The following is a 21,518-nucleotide window of genomic DNA, read 5'->3' as shown; positions in this document are numbered from 1 at the left end:
GCCCCCGGGGGCGCAAGTTCCGGTCCGCCGCGCCGAACGAGGTTGCGGAGACAGGCGCGCGTCTTTAGATGACCACAGAATTGCGCGGTGGGCCGAGAGCCGGACCGCCCCATGGTCATGAGAGAGGCCCCCATGGCATCAGCAGCCGAACAGATGGCCGCCAACATGAGCTGGTCCGCCTTCGGCAAGGCGACCGAGCTTCGCGCCCGCATACTCTATGCCCTGGCGCTTCTGTGCGTCTACCGGCTGGGGACCTACATTCCCGTTCCCGGCATCGACGGCGGGGCGCTCAGGGACTTCATCGAACAGGCGAGCGCGGGCCTGGGCGGGATCCTCAACATGTTCACCGGCGGCGCGATCGGCCGGATGGGGATCTTCGCGCTGGGGATCATGCCCTATATCTCGGCCTCGATCATCGTGCAGCTGATGACGGCGATGGTCCCCAAGCTCGAACAGCTCAAGAAGGAGGGCGAGCAGGGGCGCAAGAAGATCAACCAGTACACCCGCTACGGCACCGTGTTCCTGGCCACGTTCCAGGCCTACGGGCTGGCGGTCAGCCTGGAGGCGGGGGGGCTGGTGACCGATCCCGGGTGGTTCTTCCGCGTCGCCTGCGTCATCACCCTGGTGGGCGGCACCATGTTCCTGATGTGGCTGGGCGAGCAGATCACCCAGCGCGGCATCGGCAACGGCATCAGCCTGATCATCTTCGTGGGCATCATCGCCGAGGTGCCGGCCGCCCTGGCGCAGTTCTTCGCCTCCGGCCGGTCGGGCGCCATCAGCCCGGCGGTGATCATCGGCGTCATCGTCATGGTCGTCGTGGTGATCGGCTTCGTGGTGTTCATGGAGCGGTCCTTGCGCAAGATCCACATCCAGTACCCGCGCCGGCAGGTCGGCATGAAGGTCTATGACGGCGGCTCTTCGCACCTGCCGATCAAGGTGAACCCGGCGGGCGTCATCCCGGCCATCTTCGCGTCCTCGCTGCTGCTGCTGCCGACCACCCTGGCGACCTTCTCGGGCAACCAGTCCGGCCCGGTCCTGTCCACGATCCTGGCCTACTTCGGTCCCGGCCAGCCGCTCTATCTGCTGTTCATGGCGTCGCTGGTGGTGTTCTTCACCTATTTCTACACCGCCAACGTCGCCTTCAAGTCAGAGGACGTGGCCGAGAACCTCAAGAACCAGAACGGCTTCATCCCCGGCATCCGTCCCGGCAAGCGGACCGAGGAATACCTCGACTACGTGGTGGCACGCATCCTGGTGCTCGGCTCGGGCTATCTGGCGGCCGTGGTCCTGCTGCCCGAGATCGTGCGCAGCCAGTTCGCGATCCCGTTCTATTTCGGCGGCACGTCGGTGCTGATCGTGGTCTCCGTCACCATGGACACGATCCAGCAGATCCAGAGCCACATGCTGGCCCATCAATACGAAGGCCTCATTGAGAAATCCCAGCTGCGCGGCAAGAAGAGGGGGCGCAAGGGCGCAAAAGCGCCGACACGGGGAGGTTCGCGCCGATGACGACCAACATCATCCTTCTGGGACCGCCTGGGGCCGGCAAGGGCACCCAGGCCCGCCGCCTGGTGGAAGAGCGCGGCATGACGCAGCTTTCCACCGGGGACATGCTGCGGCAGTCCCGCAATTCCGGGTCCGACATGGGACGGCGGGTGGCGGAGGTGATGGACCGCGGTGAGCTGGTCACCGACGACATCGTGATCGGCCTGATCGAGGAACGGCTCGACGCCGACCGCACCGACGGCTTCATCTTCGACGGGTTCCCGCGGACGCTGGCCCAGGCCGATGCGCTGGCCGCGCTGCTGGAAAAGAAGCGGGAGCGTCTGACCGCCGTGATCGAGATGCAGGTGGACGACGACGCGCTGGTGCGCCGCATCACCGCCCGCTCGACCTGTGCCAACTGCGGCGAGATGTACAACGACATCACCAAGCCGATCCCCGAGGACGGCAAATGCGCGGTCTGCGGCGGCACCGAGTTCAAGCGCCGCGAGGACGACAACGAGCAAAGCCTCAAGCAGCGCCTGCTCGAATATTACAAGAAGACCTCGCCGCTGATCGGCTATTACCACGCCAACGATCAGCTGGACCGGGTCGACGGGCTGGGTGAGATCGAAGAGGTCTCCCGCGCCATCAAGGACGTGATCGACTCCCGCGCCTGACCGCGGTGCCGCGACCCGCACCCGGGGCGCCGGCGGTCGGACCGAAGAAAAAACCCGGCCGGGGGGCTTCGCGCGGGGGTCTCGATCCTGTAGCCTGACCTCACAAACACGACCAAAACAAAAAACGATCGAGGCAGGCTAATGGATACCATCACGCAGACGGTCATCGCCGTCTATGCTATCGGATTCGGACTGGGGCTTTGCGGCGTCGCCCTGGTGTTCGTCATCAACTGGCTGGACGCGCGGGACGACTAGCCCGCGGGACCGGAAACGCCGCCGCCGCAGCGCGCGTCCCAACACTCCGGGTCCGGCATGGGTCCGCCGCGTCCCCGGCAGGGGGCGGGGTGGACTTGACCCCGTTCCGAATCCCGACTAAGGCGCAGCATCCCAACGGATCGGGTGCGGCACGGGGTTTGCCCGGCGGCCCGGAACACCTGTCAGACGCAAGGCCGCCGGCGCGCACCGTGCCGCGGTCCGACGTTGTGAAAAAAGGGCCTGGTACCACGGGCTCGCAACGAAAAGGAACGTATATTTGGCACGTATCGCCGGGGTCAACATCCCCACCGCCAAGCGGGTGCCCGTCGCCCTGACCTATGTCACCGGAATCGGCCCGTCCTCTGCCCGCTCGATCTGCGACGCCGTGGGCATCGACCCGGCCCGCCGCGTCAACGAGCTGTCGGATTCCGACGTGCTCAAGCTGCGCGAGCATATCGACGAGAACTACACGGTCGAGGGCGACCTGCGCCGCGAGACGCAGATGAACATCAAGCGCCTGATGGACCTGGGCTGCTATCGCGGTCTGCGCCACCGGCGCAACCTTCCCGTGCGCGGCCAGCGCACCCATACCAATGCACGCACGCGCAAGGGCCCCGCGAAGGCCATTGCCGGCAAGAAGAAGTAAGGGGAGGCCTGACCAATGGCACGCGACCGTCGCGCTACCGCGAAAAAGAAGGTTTCCAAGAACATTGCCGCCGGCGTTGCGCATGTGAACTCTTCGTTCAACAACACCAAGATCCTGATCTCCGACGTCCAGGGCAACGCCATCGCCTGGTCGTCGGCCGGCACCATGGGTTTCAAGGGCTCCCGGAAATCGACGCCCTACGCGGCGCAGATGGCCGCGGAGGACGCCGGCCGCAAGGCCCAGGAGCACGGTGTGCGCACCATCGAGGTCGAGGTCCAGGGCCCCGGCTCCGGCCGCGAGAGCGCCCTGCGCGCCCTGGCCGCCGTGGGGTTCAACATCACGTCGATCCGCGACGTGACGCCCATGGCCCACAACGGATGCCGTCCGCCCAAGCGCCGCCGCGTCTGATCGCAACCTGACCGTCCGGCGGACCGTGCCCCCATGGCGCGGTCCGCAATCGTCGTTTTTACCTCGGGGTGTCGCGCGCTTTGCATGGGCTGCCGACAGGAATTGAGGAGACATACATGCTTCACAAGAATTGGCAGGAACTGATCAAGCCGGCGCAGCTGGAGATCAAGCCCGGCAACGATCCCCATCGCCAGGCCACGGTCGTGGCCGAACCGCTGGAACGGGGCTTCGGCCTGACGCTGGGCAACGCGCTGCGCCGGGTTCTGATGTCGTCGCTGCAGGGCGCCGCGATCACCTCCGTGCAGATCGACAACGTCCTGCACGAGTTCAGCTCCATCGCCGGCGTCCGCGAGGACGTGACCGACGTGGTGCTCAACATCAAGGGCGTGGCCATCAAGATGGAGGTCGAGGGGCCCAAACGGGTGTCGATCCAGGCCAAGGGCCCGATGGTCGTGACCGCCGGCGACATCGCCGTGAGCCAGGGCATAGAGGTGCTCAACAAGGAGCACGTCATCTGCCACCTGGACGAGGGGGCCGAACTGTTCATGGAGATGACCGTGAACCAGGGCAAGGGCTACGTCTCGGCCGACAAGAACCGCCCGGAGGACGCGCCGATCGGCCTGATGCCCATCGACGCGATCTATTCCCCGGTGCGCCGCGTCAGCTATGACGTCCAGCCCACCCGTGAGGGCCAGGTGCTGGATTACGACAAGCTGACGCTGAAGCTCGAAACCGACGGCTCCGTCAGCCCCGACGACGCCGTGGCCTTCGCCGCGCGGATCCTCCAGGACCAGCTGGGCATTTTCGTCAATTTCGACGAGCCCGACCAGGGCGGTCAGGCCACCGACGACGACGGGCTGGAGTTCAACCCGCTGCTGCTCAAGAAGGTCGATGAGCTGGAGTTGTCGGTCCGCTCCGCCAACTGCCTCAAGAACGACAACATCGTCTATATCGGCGACCTCATCCAGAAGACCGAGGCCGAGATGCTGCGCACGCCGAACTTCGGCCGCAAGTCGCTGAACGAGATCAAGGAAGTGCTGTCCGGCATGGGCCTCCACCTGGGCATGGACGTCGAGGAATGGCCGCCCGAGAACATCGAGGACCTGGCCAAGAAGTTCGAGGATAACTTCTAAGAAAAGGTTTAGGGGGGCGTACGCGCCCTCCTACAAGACTCCTACAGGGCTCATACGGGGGTCCGACGGGGGTAGGACACGACCGGGCACAAGCCCCAAGGAGAGCCGGGTGACACGCATCCCCCGGCCGGACAAAGCAAAACGCGAAAGGACACACCATGCGTCACGCCCGCGGCTACCGCCGCCTGAACCGTACCCATGAGCACCGCAAGGCGCTCTTTTCCAACATGGCCGGATCGCTCATCGAGCATGAGCAGATCAAGACCACGCTCCCCAAGGCCAAGGAGCTGCGCCGGATCGTCGAAAAGCTCGTGACCCTGGGCAAGCGCGGCGACCTGCACGCCCGCCGGCAGGCCGCGTCGCAACTCAAGCAGGACATGCACGTGGCCAAGCTTTTCGACGTTCTCGGCCCCCGCTACGCCACGCGGCAGGGCGGCTATGTGCGCGTTCTGAAAGCCGGATTCCGCTACGGCGACATGGCCCCCATGGCGATCATAGAGTTCGTGGACCGCGACCGCGACGCCAAGGGCGCCGGCGACCGCGCGCGGCTGGAGGCCGAAGAGGCCGAGTGATCCACACGTCCTGGCCACGACCAACGGACGTCAGGCTTACGTAAGGTAACGCGAACTTTCCTTTGATAATCAACCCCAGGCCGTTGTATGACTCGGTCTGGTATAAGGGGTTGTCTTAAGACGCTTTCACGCCGGTTTTCCGTGGGCGTCTGTAGGGAAAGAAGGTTGCGGATGGTTTTTCGGTTCGACGCACGGTCGTGGCGCCTGAAGGATCTGGATGAGGATCTCGGCGCGCTTGGGCATGTCGCGCCAAGGGGCTACGCCGTCGGTCTGCACATCAGGTTCGCGGCACCGACCATCACGGCGCACACCTATCCCGAGGAATGGCTGCAGATCTATACCGAGCAGGGCTACGCGCTCCGCGATCCCCTGATCGGTTGGGGGCTGAGCACGACGGGCGCGGCGCGCTGGAGTGAGATCGCCGTGCCCGATCCATTTGGAATCTGGCAGCAAGCCAGGGAATTTGGTCTCAATTTCGGAGCCGCTATCTCGGTCGGGCCCCTGCAGTCCCGCAGTATCGTCGGCATTTCCCGCGAGGACCGGGAGTTCACCGCCGAGGAGCTTGCCACGGCGGAGCAGATCGTGGCGCGGATGCATCTCAGCGCGCAGCCGCCGGCCGAGCTGACGAAGGCTCAGGCAGAGGCCCTTTGTTGCATCGCGGACGGTGACCGTCTTGCAGCCGCGGCATATCGCCTCGGAATATCGGAAAGTGCGCTGAAGGCGCGCCTGTCTTCCGTCCGGCAAAGACTAGACGTACGAACGCTCCCCGAGGCCATTCTCAAGGCGAAGGAGTACCGGTTAATCTGACGGTCACCATCCTGCGGTGCATTGGACTCTCCCCCTAGCATCAGGATTTACCATGAAGACCACAACTCTTTCCTTCCACAACATGCACGAATACGGCCCGCTCCTGGCGAACGTCCTGAGAGCGCGCTACGAAACCTTCATAGAGGAAGCCAAGTGGGACATCCCCTCGTCCGAGGGGATGGAGTACGATCAGTACGACACGCCCGCCAGCCGCTGGATCGTCGTCCATGACGCGGACACGGTGCTTGCCGGGGTGCGGCTGACGCCGACCACGGCCCGCTGCGGGATCTACACTTACATGATCCGGGACGCGCAAAAAGGCCTTCTCGATTCCATCTCGAGCGATCTTCTCTACGAAGAGGCGCCCGTCAGCCCCGACATCATCGAGAGTTCCCGCATCTTCGTGTCCTCGAAAGTCGAAGCGAAGCTCAGGATGCGTGTCCAGATCGGTCTCATCTCCGAGATGGTGGCGAGCGCCGAGCGGATGAACGCGAAGCGCGTGCTGGGCCTGATCCCGGCCAACGGTGCCCGCTGGGGGCGCCGCGTGGGGCTGGACATCGAACCCGCCGGCCCGGTGCTGGAGTTCGAGGACGGAACGACCCCCAGCAGATGCGTCTGGATCAATCTCAACGCATCGCACTAGGGGCCGGACTGGCTCGGCGGCATGGGCGGACTACATCCTGCCCATGCCCGATCTCTTCGATACCGGTCCCATGTCGGAGGACGCATCGTCCGACCGCAGGGGCGTCGCGCGTCCGCTTGCCGACCGGCTTCGTCCGACCGTCCTTGGGGATGTGATCGGTCAGCCTCAGGTGCTGGGACCGGACGCGCCCCTGGGCGTGATGCTGGCATCCGGGGCGCTGTCGTCGGTGGTGTTCTGGGGCCCGCCCGGGGTGGGCAAGACCACCATCGCGCGCCTCCTCGCCCATGAAACGGATCAGCATTTCGTCCAGATCAGCGCGATCTTCACCGGCGTTCCGGACCTTCGGAAGGTGTTCGAGGCCGCTCGGCACCGGCGAGCCAACGGGCAGGGGACGCTGCTCTTCGTCGATGAGATCCACCGCTTCAACAAGGCCCAGCAGGACAGCTTCCTGCCGCATATGGAGGACGGCACGATCCTGCTGGTCGGGGCCACCACCGAGAACCCGTCCTTTGAGCTGAACGCCGCCCTTCTGAGCCGCGCGCAGGTGCTGGTCCTGGACCGACTGTCGCCGACGGACCTGGAGCGACTGGCACAGCGGGCCGAGACGGAGATGGACCGCGCATTGCCGCTGCTCCCCCAGGCGCGGGCCACGCTGCTGGACATGGCCGATGGCGACGGACGGGCGCTTCTGAACCTAGTCGAGCAGGTGATGGCATGGACGGTCGACGCCCCGCTTGACACCGCGGGGCTGCAGTCCCGCCTGCAGCGCCGGGCGGCGCAATACGACAAGTCGGGCGACGCGCATTACAACTTGATCTCGGCGCTGCACAAGTCGGTGCGCGGGTCGGATCCGGATGCCAGCCTCTATTGGCTTGCCCGGATGCTGGCCGGCGGAGAGGATCCGCGTTATCTGGCGCGCCGGATCACCCGAATGGCGGTCGAGGATATCGGCCTGGCCGATCCCCAGGCCCAGCGAGTCTGTCTGGACGCGTGGGAGACCTACGAACGGCTCGGCAGTCCCGAAGGGGAGCTGGCTCTGGGCCAGGCGGTGACCTATCTGGCGCTCGCGCCCAAGTCGAACGCCGGCTATGCGGCGTTCAAGGCGGCGATGCGGGACGCCCGGACCTCCGGCTCACAGCCGCCGCCCAAGATCATCCGCAACGCCCCCACCAGGCTGATGAAGGAGCAGGGCTACGGCGAAGGCTATGCCTACGACCACGACGAGGAGGACTCGTTCTCCGGGCAGAACTACTTTCCCGACGGTATGAAGCGCGGCATCTACTATCTGCCCAAGGAACGCGGCTTCGAGCGCGATCTGAAGAAGCGGCTCGACTGGTTCGTGTCGCTTCGCGCCAAGCGGCAGGCGGGCGGGGATTGACGCCGCGCGCGCCGCAGGAAAGGAGGGGGACATGATCGCCACCCTCCTCCAGGTCGCCGCGGGCGGCGCGCTCGGCGCCTCGGCCCGGTACCTCACCGGCGTCGGGATCGCGCGCATCGCCGGGCCGGGGATGCCGCTGGGCATCCTCACGGCCAATGTGCTCGGTTGCCTGCTCATGGGACTGTTCATCGGCCAGGCGGGGGTGCGGGGCTGGACCTGGCTGAACCCCTTCGTGGCCACCGGGCTCCTTGGCGGCTACACGACCTTTTCCTCCTTCTCCCTGGAGGCGATCAACCTGATGAAGGAGGGGCAGGCGGGGCTGGCGGTCGCCTATGTCGTGCTGTCGGTGGGCGCCGGTCTGGGCGCGCTCTACCTGGGCCTTGTGCTGGCGCGGGGCGTGGCATGAGCGGCGTCCACATGCGCCGGGTCGCGGCCGGTGAGGGCGACCAGAGGCTCGACCGGTGGTTCCGCAGACACTATCCGCACGTCCCCCAGGGCCGGATCGAAAAGATGTGCCGCAAGGGTGAGATCCGCGTCGACGGTGCCCGCGCCCGCGGCGCGACCCGCCTTGATGAGGGGCAGGAGGTCCGCATCCCGCCCCTGCCCGACGGCGCGGCCCCGCAGCCCCAGCGCGGCGCCACCGAGGTGAGCGCGGCGGACGCCCGGATGATCCGGGACGCGGTGATCTTCCGCGATGACCACATCATCGCGCTGAACAAGCCGCCTGGCCTGCCGACCCAGGGCGGCTCCAAACAGACGCGCCATGTGGACCAGCTGTCCGACGCCCTGCGATTCGGGTTGGAGGACCGGCCGCGGCTGGTGCACCGGCTGGACAAGGACACGTCGGGGATCCTTCTGCTGGCCCGCACCCGCGCGGCCGCCAAGGGTCTGGCCGAGGCGCTGCGCCACCGCGCCACGCGCAAGATCTACTGGGCCGCGGTGGCGGGCGTGCCGCAGCCGCGCAGCGGGACGATCAAGTACGGTCTGGTCAAGGCGCCCGGCCACGGGCGCAGCGGCGAGGGCGAGAAGATGATCTGCCTTCATCCCGACGCGGTGCGCGACACACCCGATGCCAAGCGGGCCGAGACCGATTTCACCGTCATTTCCGGTCTGGGCGGGCGCGTGTCCTGGTGCGCGCTTGAGCCGATCACCGGGCGCACCCACCAGCTTCGCGCGCATATGGCGGAACTGGGGCACCCGATCGTCGGCGACGGCAAGTACGGCGGCTCCGGCCAGCAGAATGAGGGTGACGGCTGGGGCGCCCAGCTGGGCGGCGACATGTCGAAGAAGCTGCATCTCCACGCCCGGTCCATGCGGTTCGAGCATCCCGTCACCCGCGCCGCGATGACACTGACCGCCCCGCTGCCGGAGCACATGGCCCGCACCTGGGCAGCGCTGGAATGGGCGCCCGCCGACGCCGCGGACGACCCGTTCGCGCCGGATCCATGACGCGGCGCCCGCTGCACCGTCCGGTGAGGTCCGCGCATGTCTGACTGGGCCCCGAAACGCTTCTGGACCGCCGCCAGGACCGAACCTGCGCCGGGCGGTCACCGGGTTTTGCTCGACGCACGGCCGATCCGCACCCCCGCCGGCGCACCCCTGGTGGTGCCGACGCCGGAGCTTGCGGCGGGGATTGCGCGGGAATGGGACGCGCAGGTGGAGTTCGTGCGCCCTGCGACCATGCCGATGACCCGGACCGCCAACTCCGCCATCGACAAGGTGGCGCCCGAACACGCGGCGGTCGTCGCGATCCTGGCCGAATACGGCGGCACGGACCTGTTGAGCTACCGCGCCGAACGGCCGCAGGATCTGGTCGCGCTCCAGTCGGAGCGTTGGGATCCGCTTCTGGACTGGGCCGAGGACCGGTTCGGCGCGCGGCTCTCGGTCACGCAGGGGGTCATGCCGGTCGCGCAGGATCCCGAGGCGCTCGACCGCCTGGTGGCGCCAGTCCGGGCCATGTCGCCGTTCCGCCTGGCCGCGTTCCATGACCTCGTGGCATTGTCGGGATCGCTCATCCTGGGCCATGCCGCGGCCGAAGGGATCCGACCGCCCGAGGATATCTGGGCTCTCTCGCGTCTGGACGAGGACTGGCAGGCGGCCCTCTGGGGCCACGACGAGGAGGCGATGCGCGCGGCCGCGGTCAAGCGGATCGCGTTCGGCGATGCGCAAAAGTTTTTTGCGCTGTCATTATAGACAATGGGCCTCTCATCCCCTCGGGAACCGGGGACGCCGATTGCGGATCGTGCAATTCCTCAGCGGATCTGACGATAGGCGACTTGACGCCGACTGGCGAATAATCCCACACTCTCCGCGTTCGGGGCCACCGTTCGGCCCCTGCCACCAAACCGCCGGAGCAAACCCGGCCAACGCGCCCGGACAATGATTTCGGGACCGATTCAGGAAGAGGTATCAATGCACAGATCCACATTCTACGGCGTTCTCGCCGCCACGGCCCTCACCGCCGGCGCGGCAGGCGCAGCGACGGTCGATGACGTGAAGGAACGCGGCAAGCTGAACTGCGGCGTGTCCACCGGCCTGACCGGCTTCTCGGCCCCCAACGCCAGCGGCGACTGGGAGGGCTTCGACGTGGCCGTCTGCCGGGCCGTCGCCGCAGCCGTGCTGGGCGATCCCAACGCCGTCGAATTCGTGCCGACCACCGGCAAGACGCGCTTCACCTCGCTCTCCTCCGGAGAGATCGACATGCTGGCCCGGAACACCACCTGGACCTTCAGCCGCGACAACGACCTGAAGTTCGAGTTCGCCGGCGTCAACTACTACGACGGCCAGGGCTTCATGGTTCCGACCGGGCTGGGCGTCACCTCTGCCAAGGATCTCGACGGGGCAACGGTCTGCGTGCAGACCGGCACCACGACGGAGCTGAACCTTGCGGACTTCTTCCGCAAGAACAACATCAGCTATGAGCCCGTCCCGATCGAGACCAACGCCGAGGCGCTTCAGCAGTACACCGCCGGCGCCTGCGACGCCTATACCACCGACGCTTCCGGCCTGGCCGCCAACCGTGCCACGCTGGAGAACCCGTCAGAGCATGTCATCCTGCCGGAGATCATCTCGAAGGAGCCGCTGGGCCCGTTGGTGCGCCACGGCGACAACGAATGGGGCGACATCGTGCGCTGGACCCTCAATGCGCTGATCGCGGCCGAGGAATACGGCGTGACCTCGGCCAACGTGGCGGACATGGCCTCCGCCCCCGGCGACAGCCCCGAGATCAACCGCATGCTCGGCACCGAGGGCAACCTGGGCGAGATGATCGGCCTCGACGCCGACTGGGCCGCCAACGCGATCGCTGCCGGTGGCAACTACGGTGAGTTGTTCGCCAAGAACATCGGTGAGGATACGCCCATCGGCCTGTCCCGCGGGCTCAACGCTCAGTGGACCGAAGGCGGCCTGCTCTATTCGCCGCCGTTCCGGTAAGCCGGTTTTCGGGGGGCGCGGCGTTGTCCTGCGCCCCCCGGTTTCGTGAAGGACGTTCCCAAACAGCACATGCGCCGGGCGGACCGCAGGATCCCGAACGGACCGACGCATACCGGGGAAGGCGCCCATGACCTCTGTTCCCGATTCCCAGTCCGACGGCTCCGGCGGCTTCCGCCCGTCGATGTTGCTCAACGACACGCGCTACCGCGGCCTGACCTTCCAGTTTGTCGCCCTTGTCCTCATCATCTTCCTGGTGGGCTGGCTGGGGATGAATCTGGTCAGCAACCTTGCCGCGGCGGGTCTGAACATCTCCTACGACTTTCTGGACGAGCCTGCTGGCTATGACATCAACCAGGCGCTGATCGACTATTCCAGCCGGTCGACCCATCTGCGCGCCGCGCTGGTCGGCGTCATCAACACCTTGCTGGTCGCCGTTCTGGGCTGCATCACCGCCACGATCATCGGCGTCACCGCGGGCGTTCTGCGGCTGTCGAAGAACTGGCTCGTCGCGCGGCTCATGTCCGTCTATGTCGAGGCGTTCCGTAACGTTCCGGTGCTGATCTGGATCCTGGCCATCGGCACGGTCGTCACGGTCAGCGGGGCGAACCCGCGCGAGTTCCTGACCCGCGGCGGCGCGGTAGAGCCCAACTCCGAGTTGATCCTGGGCGCCTTTGCCCTGACCAACCGCGGCTTCTACGCGCCGTCGGTTCTGCTGGGTCCGGGCTGGATCGCCGTACTGGCGGCGCTGGTCGGCGGCATCGTCGGCGCGCTGCTGTGGCGCCGCCACGTCAGGCAGACGCTGTTCAAGCACGGCAAGCTTCTGCCCGGCTGGCCCGCCTGGGCCATCCTGGTCCTGCCGGCCCTTGTGGTGCAACTGGTGCTGACGCCGGTGTCGCTCTCCATGCCGGACGTGGCGTCCAACAACTTCAACATCCAGGGCGGCACCCTGATCGGCAAGCCGCTGATCGCGCTCTGGCTGGCGCTGTCGGTCTATACCGGCGCCTTCATCGCCGAGAACGTGCGTGCCGGGATCCTGTCCGTCTCCCGCGGCCAGACAGAGGCCGCGGCCGCCCTGGGCCTGCGTCCGCGCCGGATCATGAACCTGGTCGTCCTGCCCCAGGCGCTCAGGGTCATCATCCCGCCGCTGATCTCGCAGTACCTGAACCTGACCAAGAACTCATCGCTCGCCATCGCGGTGGGCTATGCCGACATCACCGCGACCCTGGGCGGCATCACCCTGAACCAGACCGGCCGCGCCATCGAAAGCGTGCTGCTGCTGATGCTGTTCTATCTGGTCATCAGCCTGTCGATCTCTGCGGTGATGAACGTCTACAACGCTTCCGTCGCATTGAAGGAGCGGTGAGATGACTGGTAAGGAGCGCCGCGCATGAGCGACACACACGCCCAGTCCGTCGCCTACGTCCGCGACACGTTCATCGCCGAACAGGCCCCGCCGACGCGTGAGGCCGGGGCCGTCAAGTGGCTGCGCGAGAACCTGTTTTCGTCGATCCCCTACACCATCCTGACGCTGCTGGCGCTGTTCGTGATCTGGCAGCTGCTGTCTGGATTCCTGCCCTGGCTTTTCGGTGGCGTGTGGACGGCGGACTCGATCCGTGGCTGCCGCGAGGTGCTGGACGGCGCAAGGGGGGGCTGCTTCGCCGTCCTGACCGAACGCTGGAACCAGCTTCTGTTCGGGTTTTCCTACCCGTCCAGCCAGTACTGGCGCCCGACGCTGGCTCTGGTGCTGCTCTTCGTGGCCGTGGCGCCAGTGCTCTTTCCCGACTTGCCGCGAAAGCTGCTGATCGTGACGCTGCTCTATCCGTTCACAGCCTACTGGCTGATCTGGGGTGGCACGATCCTTGTGCCGCTGGTCGCTCTTCTGGGCGTCGTGGTCGGCTACGTGGCGTTCACCTATGCAGAGCGGCGCGGATTCGCCATTGGCCTTCTGGCGGCGGTGGCCGCCGCCGCCGTGGTCTGGTGGATGGGCGGTCTTGCGGCAGAGAACGGGCAGTTCCTGCTGCGCCTGACACCGGTGCAAAGCCGCGACATGGGAGGGTTCATGCTCAACATGATCCTCGGCACGGTCTGCGTCTCCCTGTCTCTGCCGTTCGGCATCCTGCTGGCGCTGGGCCGGCAGTCGAAACTGCCGATCATCAAGATCCTCTGCGTCGCCTTCATCGAGTTCGTGCGTGGCGTGCCGCTCATCACGCTGCTGTTCGTGGCCAATGTGGTGCTGGCCTACTTCCTGCCGCCGGGCACCAATTTCGACCTGATCCTGCGGGTCATCATCATGATCACGATGTTCGCCTCGGCCTATATCGCAGAGGTGATCCGCGGCGGTCTGGCGGCACTCCCGCGCGGCCAGTACGAGGCCGCGGACAGCCTTGGCCTCGACTACGCGCAGGCGATGCGGCTGATCATCCTGCCGCAGGCGCTGAAGATCTCGATCCCAGGCATCGTCAACGTGGCCGTGGGGCTTTTCAAGGACACGACGCTGGTGTCGATCATCTCCATGTTCGACGTGGTGGGCATGATCCGCGGCCCCATCCTGGCCTCGACCGACTGGAACGGCGTCTACTGGGAGCTCTACGGCTTCGCCGCGCTGCTGTTCTTCGTGACCTGCTACGGCATCTCGCAATATTCCCAGTGGCTTGAGCGTAAGCTGGCCACGGATAACCGATAGGGGCATCGCCATGGACACTACCGGAACCGTCGCCGACGATATCCAGGTCGACCGGAAGCAGATGAAAGTCTCGGACGAGGTCGCCATCGAGATCAAGGACATGAACAAGTGGTTCGGCACGTTCCACGTGCTGCGCGACATCAATCTTACCGTCTATCGCGGCGAAAGGATCGTGATCTGCGGCCCGTCGGGGTCCGGGAAATCGACGCTGATCCGCTGCATCAACGCGCTGGAGGAACACCAGAAGGGCACCATCGAGGTGGACGGAACGCGCCTCTCCTCCGATCTCAAGCAGATCGACAAGATCCGCTCCGAGGTCGGCATGTGCTTTCAGCACTTCAACCTGTTCCCGCACCTCACCATCCTGGAGAATTGTACCCTGGCGCCGATCTGGGTCCGCAAGACGCCCAAGAAGGAGGCCGATGAGACGGCGATGCACTTCCTGCGCAAGGTCAAGATCCCCGAGCAGGCGGACAAGTACCCCGGCCAGCTGTCCGGCGGCCAGCAGCAGCGTGTGGCCATCGCCCGCTCGCTCTGCATGAAGCCCAAGATCATGCTTTTCGATGAGCCGACATCGGCCCTGGACCCGGAGATGATCAAGGAGGTGCTCGACACCATGATCGAGCTGGCAGAGGAAGGCATGACCATGATCTGCGTCACCCATGAGATGGGCTTTGCGCGGCAGGTGGCGAACCGCGTGATCTTCATGGCCGACGGCCAGATCGTCGAGCAGAACGAGCCGGAGGCGTTCTTCAAGCATCCGAAATCGGAGCGCACCCAGCAGTTCCTGAGCCAGATCCTGGGCCACTGACGGTGCGGCTCAGCCTTTCCGGGCGGTCCCGTCCAGAAGCGCGCCGGGCACGATGAAATCCACCAGCCGACCGGACAGCGGCTGGATCTCCGACCAGCCGTCCCCGTCGAAGTCCAGGACCAGCGTCGCGCAGGTGGGAAAGCGTTCGAACGCATCGTCCTGGGGCGGATCCCGTGTCAGCCACTGGGCAAGGGACGCCATGCCCGGATTATGGGCGATCAGGATCACCCGATCCGCGGTCTGATCGGCCAGCGCCTCCAGCATCGTTTCGGGCGCCGACAGATAGAGCCGGGAATCGCGCGTCACCGTGTCCACATCTGCCTCCAGGCCAAGCGCGTCCCAGGTTTCCGACACACGGCGCGCCGTGGACAGAAGCGCGGCCGTCGGGACATGGCCGCGCGCGCGCAGCCACCGGCCGATGGCGGGGGCCGCGCGACGGCCGCGCGCGTTCAGCGGCCGGTCATGATCGGCCAGGTCGGGATCGTCCCAGCCGGATTTGGCATGGCGGGTCAGGATCAGCCTCAGGGTCATCGCGCGGTCCTGATCAGCGTGCCTGCCCCGGCCTGGGTGTAGAGCTCCAGCAGGCAGGCGTTCGGCGCGCGCCCGTCCAGGATCACCACCGCGCGCACCCCCCCCGCCATGGCCGCCAGCGCGGTCTCTGTCTTGGGGATCATGCCGCCGGCAATCACGCCAGCGTCGGTCAGGTCCCGGATCGCGTCGGGCGTGATCTCAGAGATCACGCGGCCCTCCGCGTCCTTGACCCCGGCCACGTCGGTCAGAAGCAGCAGGCGGTCGGCCTTCAACGCCGCGGCGATGGCACCTGCGGCGGTATCGCCGTTCACGTTGTACGTCTCTCCTGCCCTGCCCATGCCGATGGGTGCGATCACGGGAATCGTCTTGCTGTCCTTGAGCCGCTCCAGAAAGCCGGGGTTCATCTCCACCGGTGTGCCGACATACCCCAGCGCGGGGTCGGTCTGTTCGCAGACCATCAGCCGCGCGTCCTTGCCGGAGATCCCCACGGCCTGTCCCCCGACCGCCTGGATGGCGGAGACGATGCGCTTGCCGACAAGACCGGACAGGACCATCTCGACCACCTCGACGGTCCGGGCGTCGGTCACGCGCTTGCCGTTCACGAAATCCGACACGACGCCCTGCGCCTTCAGCGTCGCATTGATCATCGGCCCGCCGCCGTGGACGATCACGGGGTTCACGCCCACGTGGCTCATCAGCACGATGTCGCGGGCGAAGCTCTGCATCGCCGCGTCAGAGCCCATGGCATGGCCGCCCAGCTTGATGACGACCGTCGCGCCGGCATAGCGCTGGAAGAATGGCAGGGCCTGGCTGAGCGTGTGGGCGGTCTGGGCCCAATCGGTCGCGTGGGTGTCGGTCATGGGGGTCCTTCGGGCCGCGACGAAAGGCGCAGGCCCCGGAGCCTGCGCGACTTTCCTACCGAAGGAGATCCTATTTCGCCAGTGGCTCCTGGGTCGAGAACCACGCCGCGACATCGTCCCGCTGCTCATCGGTCATGCGGGATGCGAATTTGTTCATCGGCGACAGAGCATAGAGGTTCTCTCCGCGCTCGCCGGCGAACTGGTCGAGCCGCTCCTTGAGATAGGCGTAGTTCTGTCCGTTCAGCCGCGGAAGGATCTCGATCTCCTGCGTGGGTTCGGAGCCGTGGCACGTCACGCAGGACGGCACGCCGACGTCGGGCAGCCCGTTCTGGGCGATGGCCGCGCCCCTCTGCGCGGAGGCGGCATCGACATCGCGCACGACCGCGACCGGAGGCAGGGCGCCGAAATAGGCGGCGACGTTGGCGATATCCTGTTCGCTGATCTTGGTGGCGGTCTGGCCCATCTGTGAGCTCGGGCGTATATCCTCGCGGAATTTCCACAGTTGCTGGTGGATGTAGTCCGGACTCTGCAGCGTCAGGTTCGGCTTGTCTCCGGACGGGCTGCCGATCCCCGCCACGGTATGACATTCCTTGCATACCTGCTCGACCACGCCCGCGGCGTCCGACGGTCTGGCGCTTGCCAGCAGGTCCCGGCGCTCGATCTGCGCGCCCGGCTCCTGCTGGGAAAACCATGCGGCAAGGCCGTCGATCTCTTCTTCGGTAAGGTTCGAGGCAATGTACTGCATCGGCTTCCACGCCGCTCCGCCCTGTCGGACGCCAGCCGCGAACAGGCGCAGCTGATCGCGGATATAGGGCGCCGATTGCCCGGCAAGGTTCGGGACGTCCAATCCGGCCACGGCGTCGTCGCCGACGCCGGCGTTGTTGTGGCAGGTCACGCAGGACGGAACCGCGGCCATGAGCTTTCCGCCGGTGGCGATGTCCTCTCCGATCTGCGGGTCGCCAAGGCTGGCCTGGGTCGGCGCAACGTCCGGCAGCGCGTCGTAATACTTGCCCAGCGCCTCCCGCTGGCCTTGGGAAAGGTTCGACGCGACGATCTGCATGATCCCGGACTTCCGCTCCCCGCTGGCATAATCGGTGAGTTGCTCGGTAATGTAGTCGGCCGAAAGGACCGTCAGGTTCGGGGCGCGGCCCAGGGTGGCCTCTCCTCCGCCGTTGCCGCCGTGGCAGGCCGCGCACCGCTGGACCACATCGCCCTGGATCGCGAAGTCGCGCCATTCCGTCGCGGGAGAGGAATAGGCGTACTCGTCGGCAGGATAGCGCTCCGCCCCGAGATCGTTGTCGAGACGGGGTCCCGGCGCACCGTAGGTGATCGCCGCCGCGCGCTCTGGCATGGCAAGCTCACGGTCTTCGAGCAGGGCAAGATAGGACTGCGCCGACATGTCGGGAAGGTTGCGGATGAAGGCGACCACGTTCCAGATCTCGTCATCCCGGTCCTCGGTGGGCCAGGACGGCATGGCCGACATGCGAACGCCGGATTTCAGGATGTAGAAAAGTTCGGCATCCGTGAACTGGTCGACAACGGAGGGAAGATGCTGCGGGCGGGGCCGCATCGCCAGCGCCAGCGGATTCTGTCCCAGTTCGGGGCCGCCGTGGCACTTGGCGCAGCTGTTGACGTATTGCTGGGCGCCAAGCGCGATGCGGCCGGGATCGTCCAGATCCACCGGAACCTCGTCCGGGGCGCGCCAGGCGACGGAATTCGTGAAGGTGTTGTGAAGTACCCAATAGACCGGCTTGGGATCCGGCCAGGTCGCGGCAAGGTTCAGTCCGCCAAGGATGACGAAGGCGAAGACGGCGGATGCGCCGGCCACGCCCAGCACGGCGGCGGCGACGATCCCGGGAATGAGACTTTTCAGGGAATAACCGAAAATTTTCATGTTGCCTCCACTCACGCGCCGTTCACCCGTCTGCGATATAGTAGAGTAGGATCGGCGATTGAAAAGCAACCCGCTGCGACAACCGGCCCTTGGATCCGGTTCAGGCGAGGGTGGCGATCACCGCGCGGAGCGTGTCGATGCCGTCGCCTTTTTCGGATGAGGTCACGACGATCTCTGGAAACGCGGCGGGATGGCGGGCCAGGGTGGCGCGGAGCTGGTCGAGCGTGCGATCCCGCTCCGCCTGCCGGACCTTGTCGGCCTTCGTCATGACCGCCTGAAAGGGCACGGCGGCGCTGTCCAGAAGGGACATGATTTCATCGTCCACCGGTTTGGCGCCATGGCGATGGTCGATCAGCAGGAAGGCGCGGCGCAGGGTCGCGCGGCCCGAAAGATAGGATTTCATCAGTTTCTGCCAGCCGCGGACCACCTCCACCGGCGCGTTGGCGAAACCGTAGCCGGGCAGGTCGACCAGATAGAGCGGCCCGAGGGTGAAAAAGTTGATCTCTTGCGTGCGGCCTGGCGTGTTCGATGCGCGGGCGATATTGCGGCGGCCGGTCAGGGCGTTGATGAGGCTGGACTTACCGACGTTCGAGCGTCCGGCAAAGCAGATTTCAGCCCGGTCGTCGGGCGGCAGGCCGTCCATGGCGACGACGCCCTTGAGGAACTCCGTTTCCTTTCGGAACAGTGCCGTGCCGGCCGAAAGCTCTTCGGCGTCAGGGTCGCTGAGGGGAAAGGGCAGGGGCACGGGCGCTGCGTCAGGACAGGGCCGCGGCGTCGCCGACGGCGATCCGGCCGCCGTCGACCACACGTGCGTAAACGCCGAAATCCGTGTGTCCGAAACGGTCCCGCAAAAGGGCCAGGATGTTGACGTCGCGCCGGCCGTTCAGCGGATTGGCCTCTGTCGCGCGGCAGCGGCCGATGGGCTCGATGACCTCCAGCGTCGCGGCGCCGACGCGCAGGCGCTTGCCGACCCATCCGAACTCTTCCCACGCCACCGCGCCGTCGAGGATCAGGTTGCCCCGGAAGCGCGCGACGTCCAGCGCCGCGCCGGCCGCGTCGGACAGCGCGTCGAGCGAGCGGCGCGTCAGGACCGACAGGCTGGCGATGCCGTTGTCGGGCATCCCCGTCGATTCCGGCGCCCGGCGCAGGTCCGCGGGCGCAGGGCGGGTCTCTGGCCAGAGCGGGCGGACCCAGTCGATCAGCCGCGCGGCGTCGCCGGGCAGGTCGAACGCGGCCTCCGGCCGGTCGGGATGGGTGAGCGCCACGCGGTCGCCGTCGCTCGTCGCCTCGACCGCGGCGAGATCTGGACCGGAGGCAACCACCAGAAAGTTGCCCCTGGGCCGCCATCCTTCGCCTTCAGGACAGCCGGCATGGGTCACGGCCCAGGCGCGGTCTCCGGGCAGAGGTGCATCGGGCGCAAGGGTCACGGTTCGCAGCGCCTCGCGGCCGATGCCCTTGACCGGATACCGGCGGATTCCCTCCAGCCTCATTTCGCCGCGGACTTGTCCCGCTTGAAGGTTCGCAGGATGTTGCCCAGCACGTCTGGCTTGTAGCCCTGACTGCGCATGATCGCATATTGCTGGGTAAAGGTGATGGTGTTGTTGGCGATCCAGTAGAGCACGAGGCCGCTGGCGAACTGACCCAGCATGAACATGAACACCCAGGGCATCCAGGCGAAGATCATCGCCTGGGTCGGATCCGCCGGGGCGGGGTTCAGCTTTTGCTGGAGCCACATGGAGATGCCCAGCAGGATCGGCAGGACGCCCAGCGACAGGATCGCGAAGATCGACGACGGGTCCGGCGGGGCGAACGGCAGCAGGCCGAACAGGTTCAGGATCGAAGACGGATCGGGGGCCGACAGATCGCGGATCCAGCCGAACCACGGCGCGTGCCGGAGTTCGATCGTGACAAAGATCACCTTGTAGAGCGAGAAGAAGATCGGGATCTGCATCAGGATCGGCAGACAGCCGGCGGCGGGGTTCACCTTGTTCTTCTTGTAGAGCTCCATCATCCCCTGCTGGAGCTTCTGGCGATCGTCACCGGCCTTTTCCTTCATCTTCTCCATCTCGGGCTGAAGTTCCTTCATCTTGGCCATCGAGACGTAGGACTTGTAGGCCAGCGGGAAGAGCAGCGCCTTGATCCCCAGCGTGAGCACGATGATCGACCAGCCCATGTTGCCGATCAGACCGTTGAGCCAGTGCAGGACCACGAAGATCGGCTTGGTCAGGAAGAAGAACCAGCCCCAGTCGATGGAGTCGACGAACCCCTCGATCCCCTGTTCCTGGTATCCCAGGATCGCCTCCCATTCCTTGGCGCCGGCGAAAAGGCGCATCTGGGTCTCTTCGGTGGCGCCGGGCGCGACCTCCATGGTCGGCAGGCGTGCCTCGGTCTGGTAGAGATCGCCCTGGGCATATTTCGCGACCGAGGTGAAGGCCGAGCCGGGGTCGGGAATGAGGGTGGTCATCCAGTACTTGTCGGTAAAGCCGATCCAACCGTCCTGGGCCACCTCTATGACATCGGCGGGCGCGCCTTCGCGGGCCACCTGGTCCAGATCCGGCAGGTCGTCGTAGGAGAGTTCCTGCAACTGGCCGTCGGACATGCGCACGACGCCTTCGTGCAGGATGAAAAACCCGGCCAGGTCCATCTCGCCGGTGCGGGCAACGGTTCCGTAGGGCGCCAGGCGCACCGCGGCGTCGGTCGCGTTCTCGACCGACTGCCGGATGGTGAACATGTACTCCTCATCCACCGAGATCGTGCGGCGGAACGTCAGTCCCGCGCCGTTGTCCCAGCTGAGCGTCACGGGGCTGTCGACTGACAGCGTCTCCCCGTCCTCAAGCCGCCAGGGGGTGTTGGCGCCGGGCACATCGGCGTAGTCGAGCGATCCGCCCGGCGCCCAGCCGAAGAGGGCGTAATAGGGGCTGCTGGTGCCCACCGGGTTCAGAAGGTCCACGATGGGCGAGTCCGGATCGACTTCGGTGCGGTAGCGCTTGAGCGACAGTTGGTCGATGCGCCCGCCTTCGGTTGCGATCGCGCCGGAAAGCGCCGGCGTGTCGATGGGCACGCGTGGAACGTCGGCGGCCACGGGCGATGCGGTGCCTTCTCCGGTGGGTGCCGCCGGGGCGGCGGGGTCGGCGGCGCGGCCATCCGGGCCTGCGACCGTCTCCACCTGGGCCGGGTCGGACGTGGGAGCGGGGGCGGGCGGGAACATGATCGACCAGACGAGGATCACCAAGGCGCTCATCACGATGGCGAGGATCAGGTTCTTGTTCTGGTCGTCCATGAAATTCTGCCTCTCCGGCCCGT

Annotated in this window: 22 protein-coding genes; 16 read left to right on the top strand and 6 right to left on the bottom strand. The window is 66.3% G+C overall.

The annotated features are described in order from the left end of the window. Window positions 1–132: 132 nt before the first annotated feature. From secY to KW83_RS13210, 16 genes are all read left to right on the top strand, one after another. Window positions 133–1,509 carry a preprotein translocase subunit SecY gene (secY, locus tag KW83_RS13285; protein WP_036179743.1) on the top strand — a complete coding sequence of 459 codons (1,377 nt, stop codon included), beginning with the start codon at window positions 133–135 and terminating at the stop codon, window positions 1,507–1,509. Then, a complete protein-coding gene (locus tag KW83_RS13280) occupies window positions 1,506–2,162 on the top strand; it encodes an adenylate kinase (protein WP_036179670.1) in 657 nt (218 codons plus the stop codon). The genes secY and KW83_RS13280 overlap by 4 nt, the downstream gene beginning before the upstream one ends. A gap of 532 nt (window positions 2,163–2,694) precedes the next feature. Further along, on the top strand, window positions 2,695–3,063 hold the full coding sequence (gene rpsM, locus KW83_RS13275) for a 30S ribosomal protein S13 (protein WP_036179669.1): 369 nt from the start codon (window positions 2,695–2,697) through the stop codon (window positions 3,061–3,063). Window positions 3,064–3,078: 15 nt separating this feature from the next. Further along, window positions 3,079–3,471 (top strand): 30S ribosomal protein S11, encoded by a 393-nt coding sequence (rpsK, locus tag KW83_RS13270; RefSeq protein ID WP_036179667.1) that lies wholly within the window; start codon window positions 3,079–3,081, stop codon window positions 3,469–3,471. Window positions 3,472–3,587: 116 nt separating this feature from the next. Next, window positions 3,588–4,604 (top strand): DNA-directed RNA polymerase subunit alpha, encoded by a 1,017-nt coding sequence (locus KW83_RS13265; protein WP_036179665.1) that lies wholly within the window; start codon window positions 3,588–3,590, stop codon window positions 4,602–4,604. A gap of 158 nt (window positions 4,605–4,762) precedes the next feature. Next, entirely contained in the window at window positions 4,763–5,176 is a 414-nt protein-coding gene (gene rplQ, locus KW83_RS13260) for a 50S ribosomal protein L17 (RefSeq protein WP_036179663.1), read from the top strand. Between the two features lie 171 nt (window positions 5,177–5,347). Beyond that, window positions 5,348–5,983, top strand: coding sequence for an autoinducer binding domain-containing protein (locus tag KW83_RS13255; RefSeq protein ID WP_036179661.1), 636 nt, complete (start codon window positions 5,348–5,350; stop codon window positions 5,981–5,983). A gap of 52 nt (window positions 5,984–6,035) precedes the next feature. Continuing rightward, window positions 6,036–6,626 (top strand): acyl-homoserine-lactone synthase, encoded by a 591-nt coding sequence (locus KW83_RS13250; protein ID WP_036179659.1) that lies wholly within the window; start codon window positions 6,036–6,038, stop codon window positions 6,624–6,626. A gap of 43 nt (window positions 6,627–6,669) precedes the next feature. Continuing rightward, window positions 6,670–8,004: a replication-associated recombination protein A gene (locus KW83_RS13245; RefSeq protein ID WP_036179657.1), complete on the top strand. Its 1,335-nt coding sequence runs from the start codon at window positions 6,670–6,672 to the stop codon at window positions 8,002–8,004. 31 nt (window positions 8,005–8,035) lie between these two features. After that, on the top strand, window positions 8,036–8,410 hold the full coding sequence (gene crcB / locus KW83_RS13240; RefSeq protein WP_036179655.1) for a fluoride efflux transporter CrcB: 375 nt from the start codon (window positions 8,036–8,038) through the stop codon (window positions 8,408–8,410). Beyond that, window positions 8,407–9,453, top strand: a complete 1,047-nt coding sequence (locus KW83_RS13235; RefSeq protein ID WP_036179653.1) for an RluA family pseudouridine synthase — start codon at window positions 8,407–8,409, stop codon at window positions 9,451–9,453. The genes crcB and KW83_RS13235 overlap by 4 nt, the downstream gene beginning before the upstream one ends. A 36-nt stretch (window positions 9,454–9,489) precedes the next feature. Further along, window positions 9,490–10,197: an ATP12 family chaperone protein gene (locus KW83_RS13230; protein WP_036179651.1), complete on the top strand. Its 708-nt coding sequence runs from the start codon at window positions 9,490–9,492 to the stop codon at window positions 10,195–10,197. Between the two features lie 219 nt (window positions 10,198–10,416). After that, on the top strand, window positions 10,417–11,436 hold the full coding sequence (locus KW83_RS13225; protein ID WP_036179649.1) for an amino acid ABC transporter substrate-binding protein: 1,020 nt from the start codon (window positions 10,417–10,419) through the stop codon (window positions 11,434–11,436). Window positions 11,437–11,563: 127 nt separating this feature from the next. Beyond that, a complete protein-coding gene (locus KW83_RS13220; RefSeq protein ID WP_036179647.1) occupies window positions 11,564–12,799 on the top strand; it encodes an amino acid ABC transporter permease in 1,236 nt (411 codons plus the stop codon). Between the two features lie 24 nt (window positions 12,800–12,823). After that, window positions 12,824–14,119, top strand: a complete 1,296-nt coding sequence (locus KW83_RS13215) for an amino acid ABC transporter permease (protein WP_036179645.1) — start codon at window positions 12,824–12,826, stop codon at window positions 14,117–14,119. A gap of 61 nt (window positions 14,120–14,180) precedes the next feature. Beyond that, on the top strand, window positions 14,181–14,930 hold the full coding sequence (locus tag KW83_RS13210) for an amino acid ABC transporter ATP-binding protein (RefSeq protein ID WP_036179741.1): 750 nt from the start codon (window positions 14,181–14,183) through the stop codon (window positions 14,928–14,930). Window positions 14,931–14,939: 9 nt separating this feature from the next. Here the strand turns inward: KW83_RS13210 and KW83_RS13205 are convergent, their stop codons facing one another. The 6 genes from KW83_RS13205 to yidC all read right to left on the bottom strand — a co-directional run bounded on the left by KW83_RS13205 (window position 14,940) and on the right by yidC (window position 21,495). Next, on the bottom strand, window positions 14,940–15,461 hold the full coding sequence (locus tag KW83_RS13205) for a SixA phosphatase family protein (protein WP_036179644.1): 522 nt from the start codon (window positions 15,459–15,461) through the stop codon (window positions 14,940–14,942). Continuing rightward, window positions 15,458–16,321, bottom strand: coding sequence for an acetylglutamate kinase (gene argB, locus KW83_RS13200; protein ID WP_036179643.1), 864 nt, complete (start codon window positions 16,319–16,321; stop codon window positions 15,458–15,460). Before argB ends, KW83_RS13205 begins: the two co-directional genes overlap by 4 nt. A gap of 70 nt (window positions 16,322–16,391) precedes the next feature. Beyond that, window positions 16,392–18,215, bottom strand: a complete 1,824-nt coding sequence (locus KW83_RS13195; RefSeq protein ID WP_036179642.1) for a c-type cytochrome — start codon at window positions 18,213–18,215, stop codon at window positions 16,392–16,394. 100 nt (window positions 18,216–18,315) lie between these two features. Further along, a complete protein-coding gene (gene yihA / locus KW83_RS13190) occupies window positions 18,316–18,960 on the bottom strand; it encodes a ribosome biogenesis GTP-binding protein YihA/YsxC (protein ID WP_036179739.1) in 645 nt (214 codons plus the stop codon). 10 nt (window positions 18,961–18,970) lie between these two features. Then, on the bottom strand, window positions 18,971–19,705 hold the full coding sequence (locus KW83_RS13185) for an MOSC domain-containing protein (RefSeq protein WP_036179628.1): 735 nt from the start codon (window positions 19,703–19,705) through the stop codon (window positions 18,971–18,973). Next, on the bottom strand, window positions 19,702–21,495 hold the full coding sequence (gene yidC, locus KW83_RS13180; protein ID WP_036179625.1) for a membrane protein insertase YidC: 1,794 nt from the start codon (window positions 21,493–21,495) through the stop codon (window positions 19,702–19,704). Before yidC ends, KW83_RS13185 begins: the two co-directional genes overlap by 4 nt. Window positions 21,496–21,518: the final 23 nt, after the last annotated feature.

Origin of the sequence: Palleronia rufa (assembly GCF_000743715.1) — a bacterium.
In the GTDB taxonomy this organism is placed as follows: Bacteria; Pseudomonadota; Alphaproteobacteria; order Rhodobacterales; family Rhodobacteraceae; genus Palleronia; species Palleronia rufa.
Note: the sequence above shows the minus strand (reverse complement) of the source record. Positions and strands in the feature narration are given on the sequence as shown.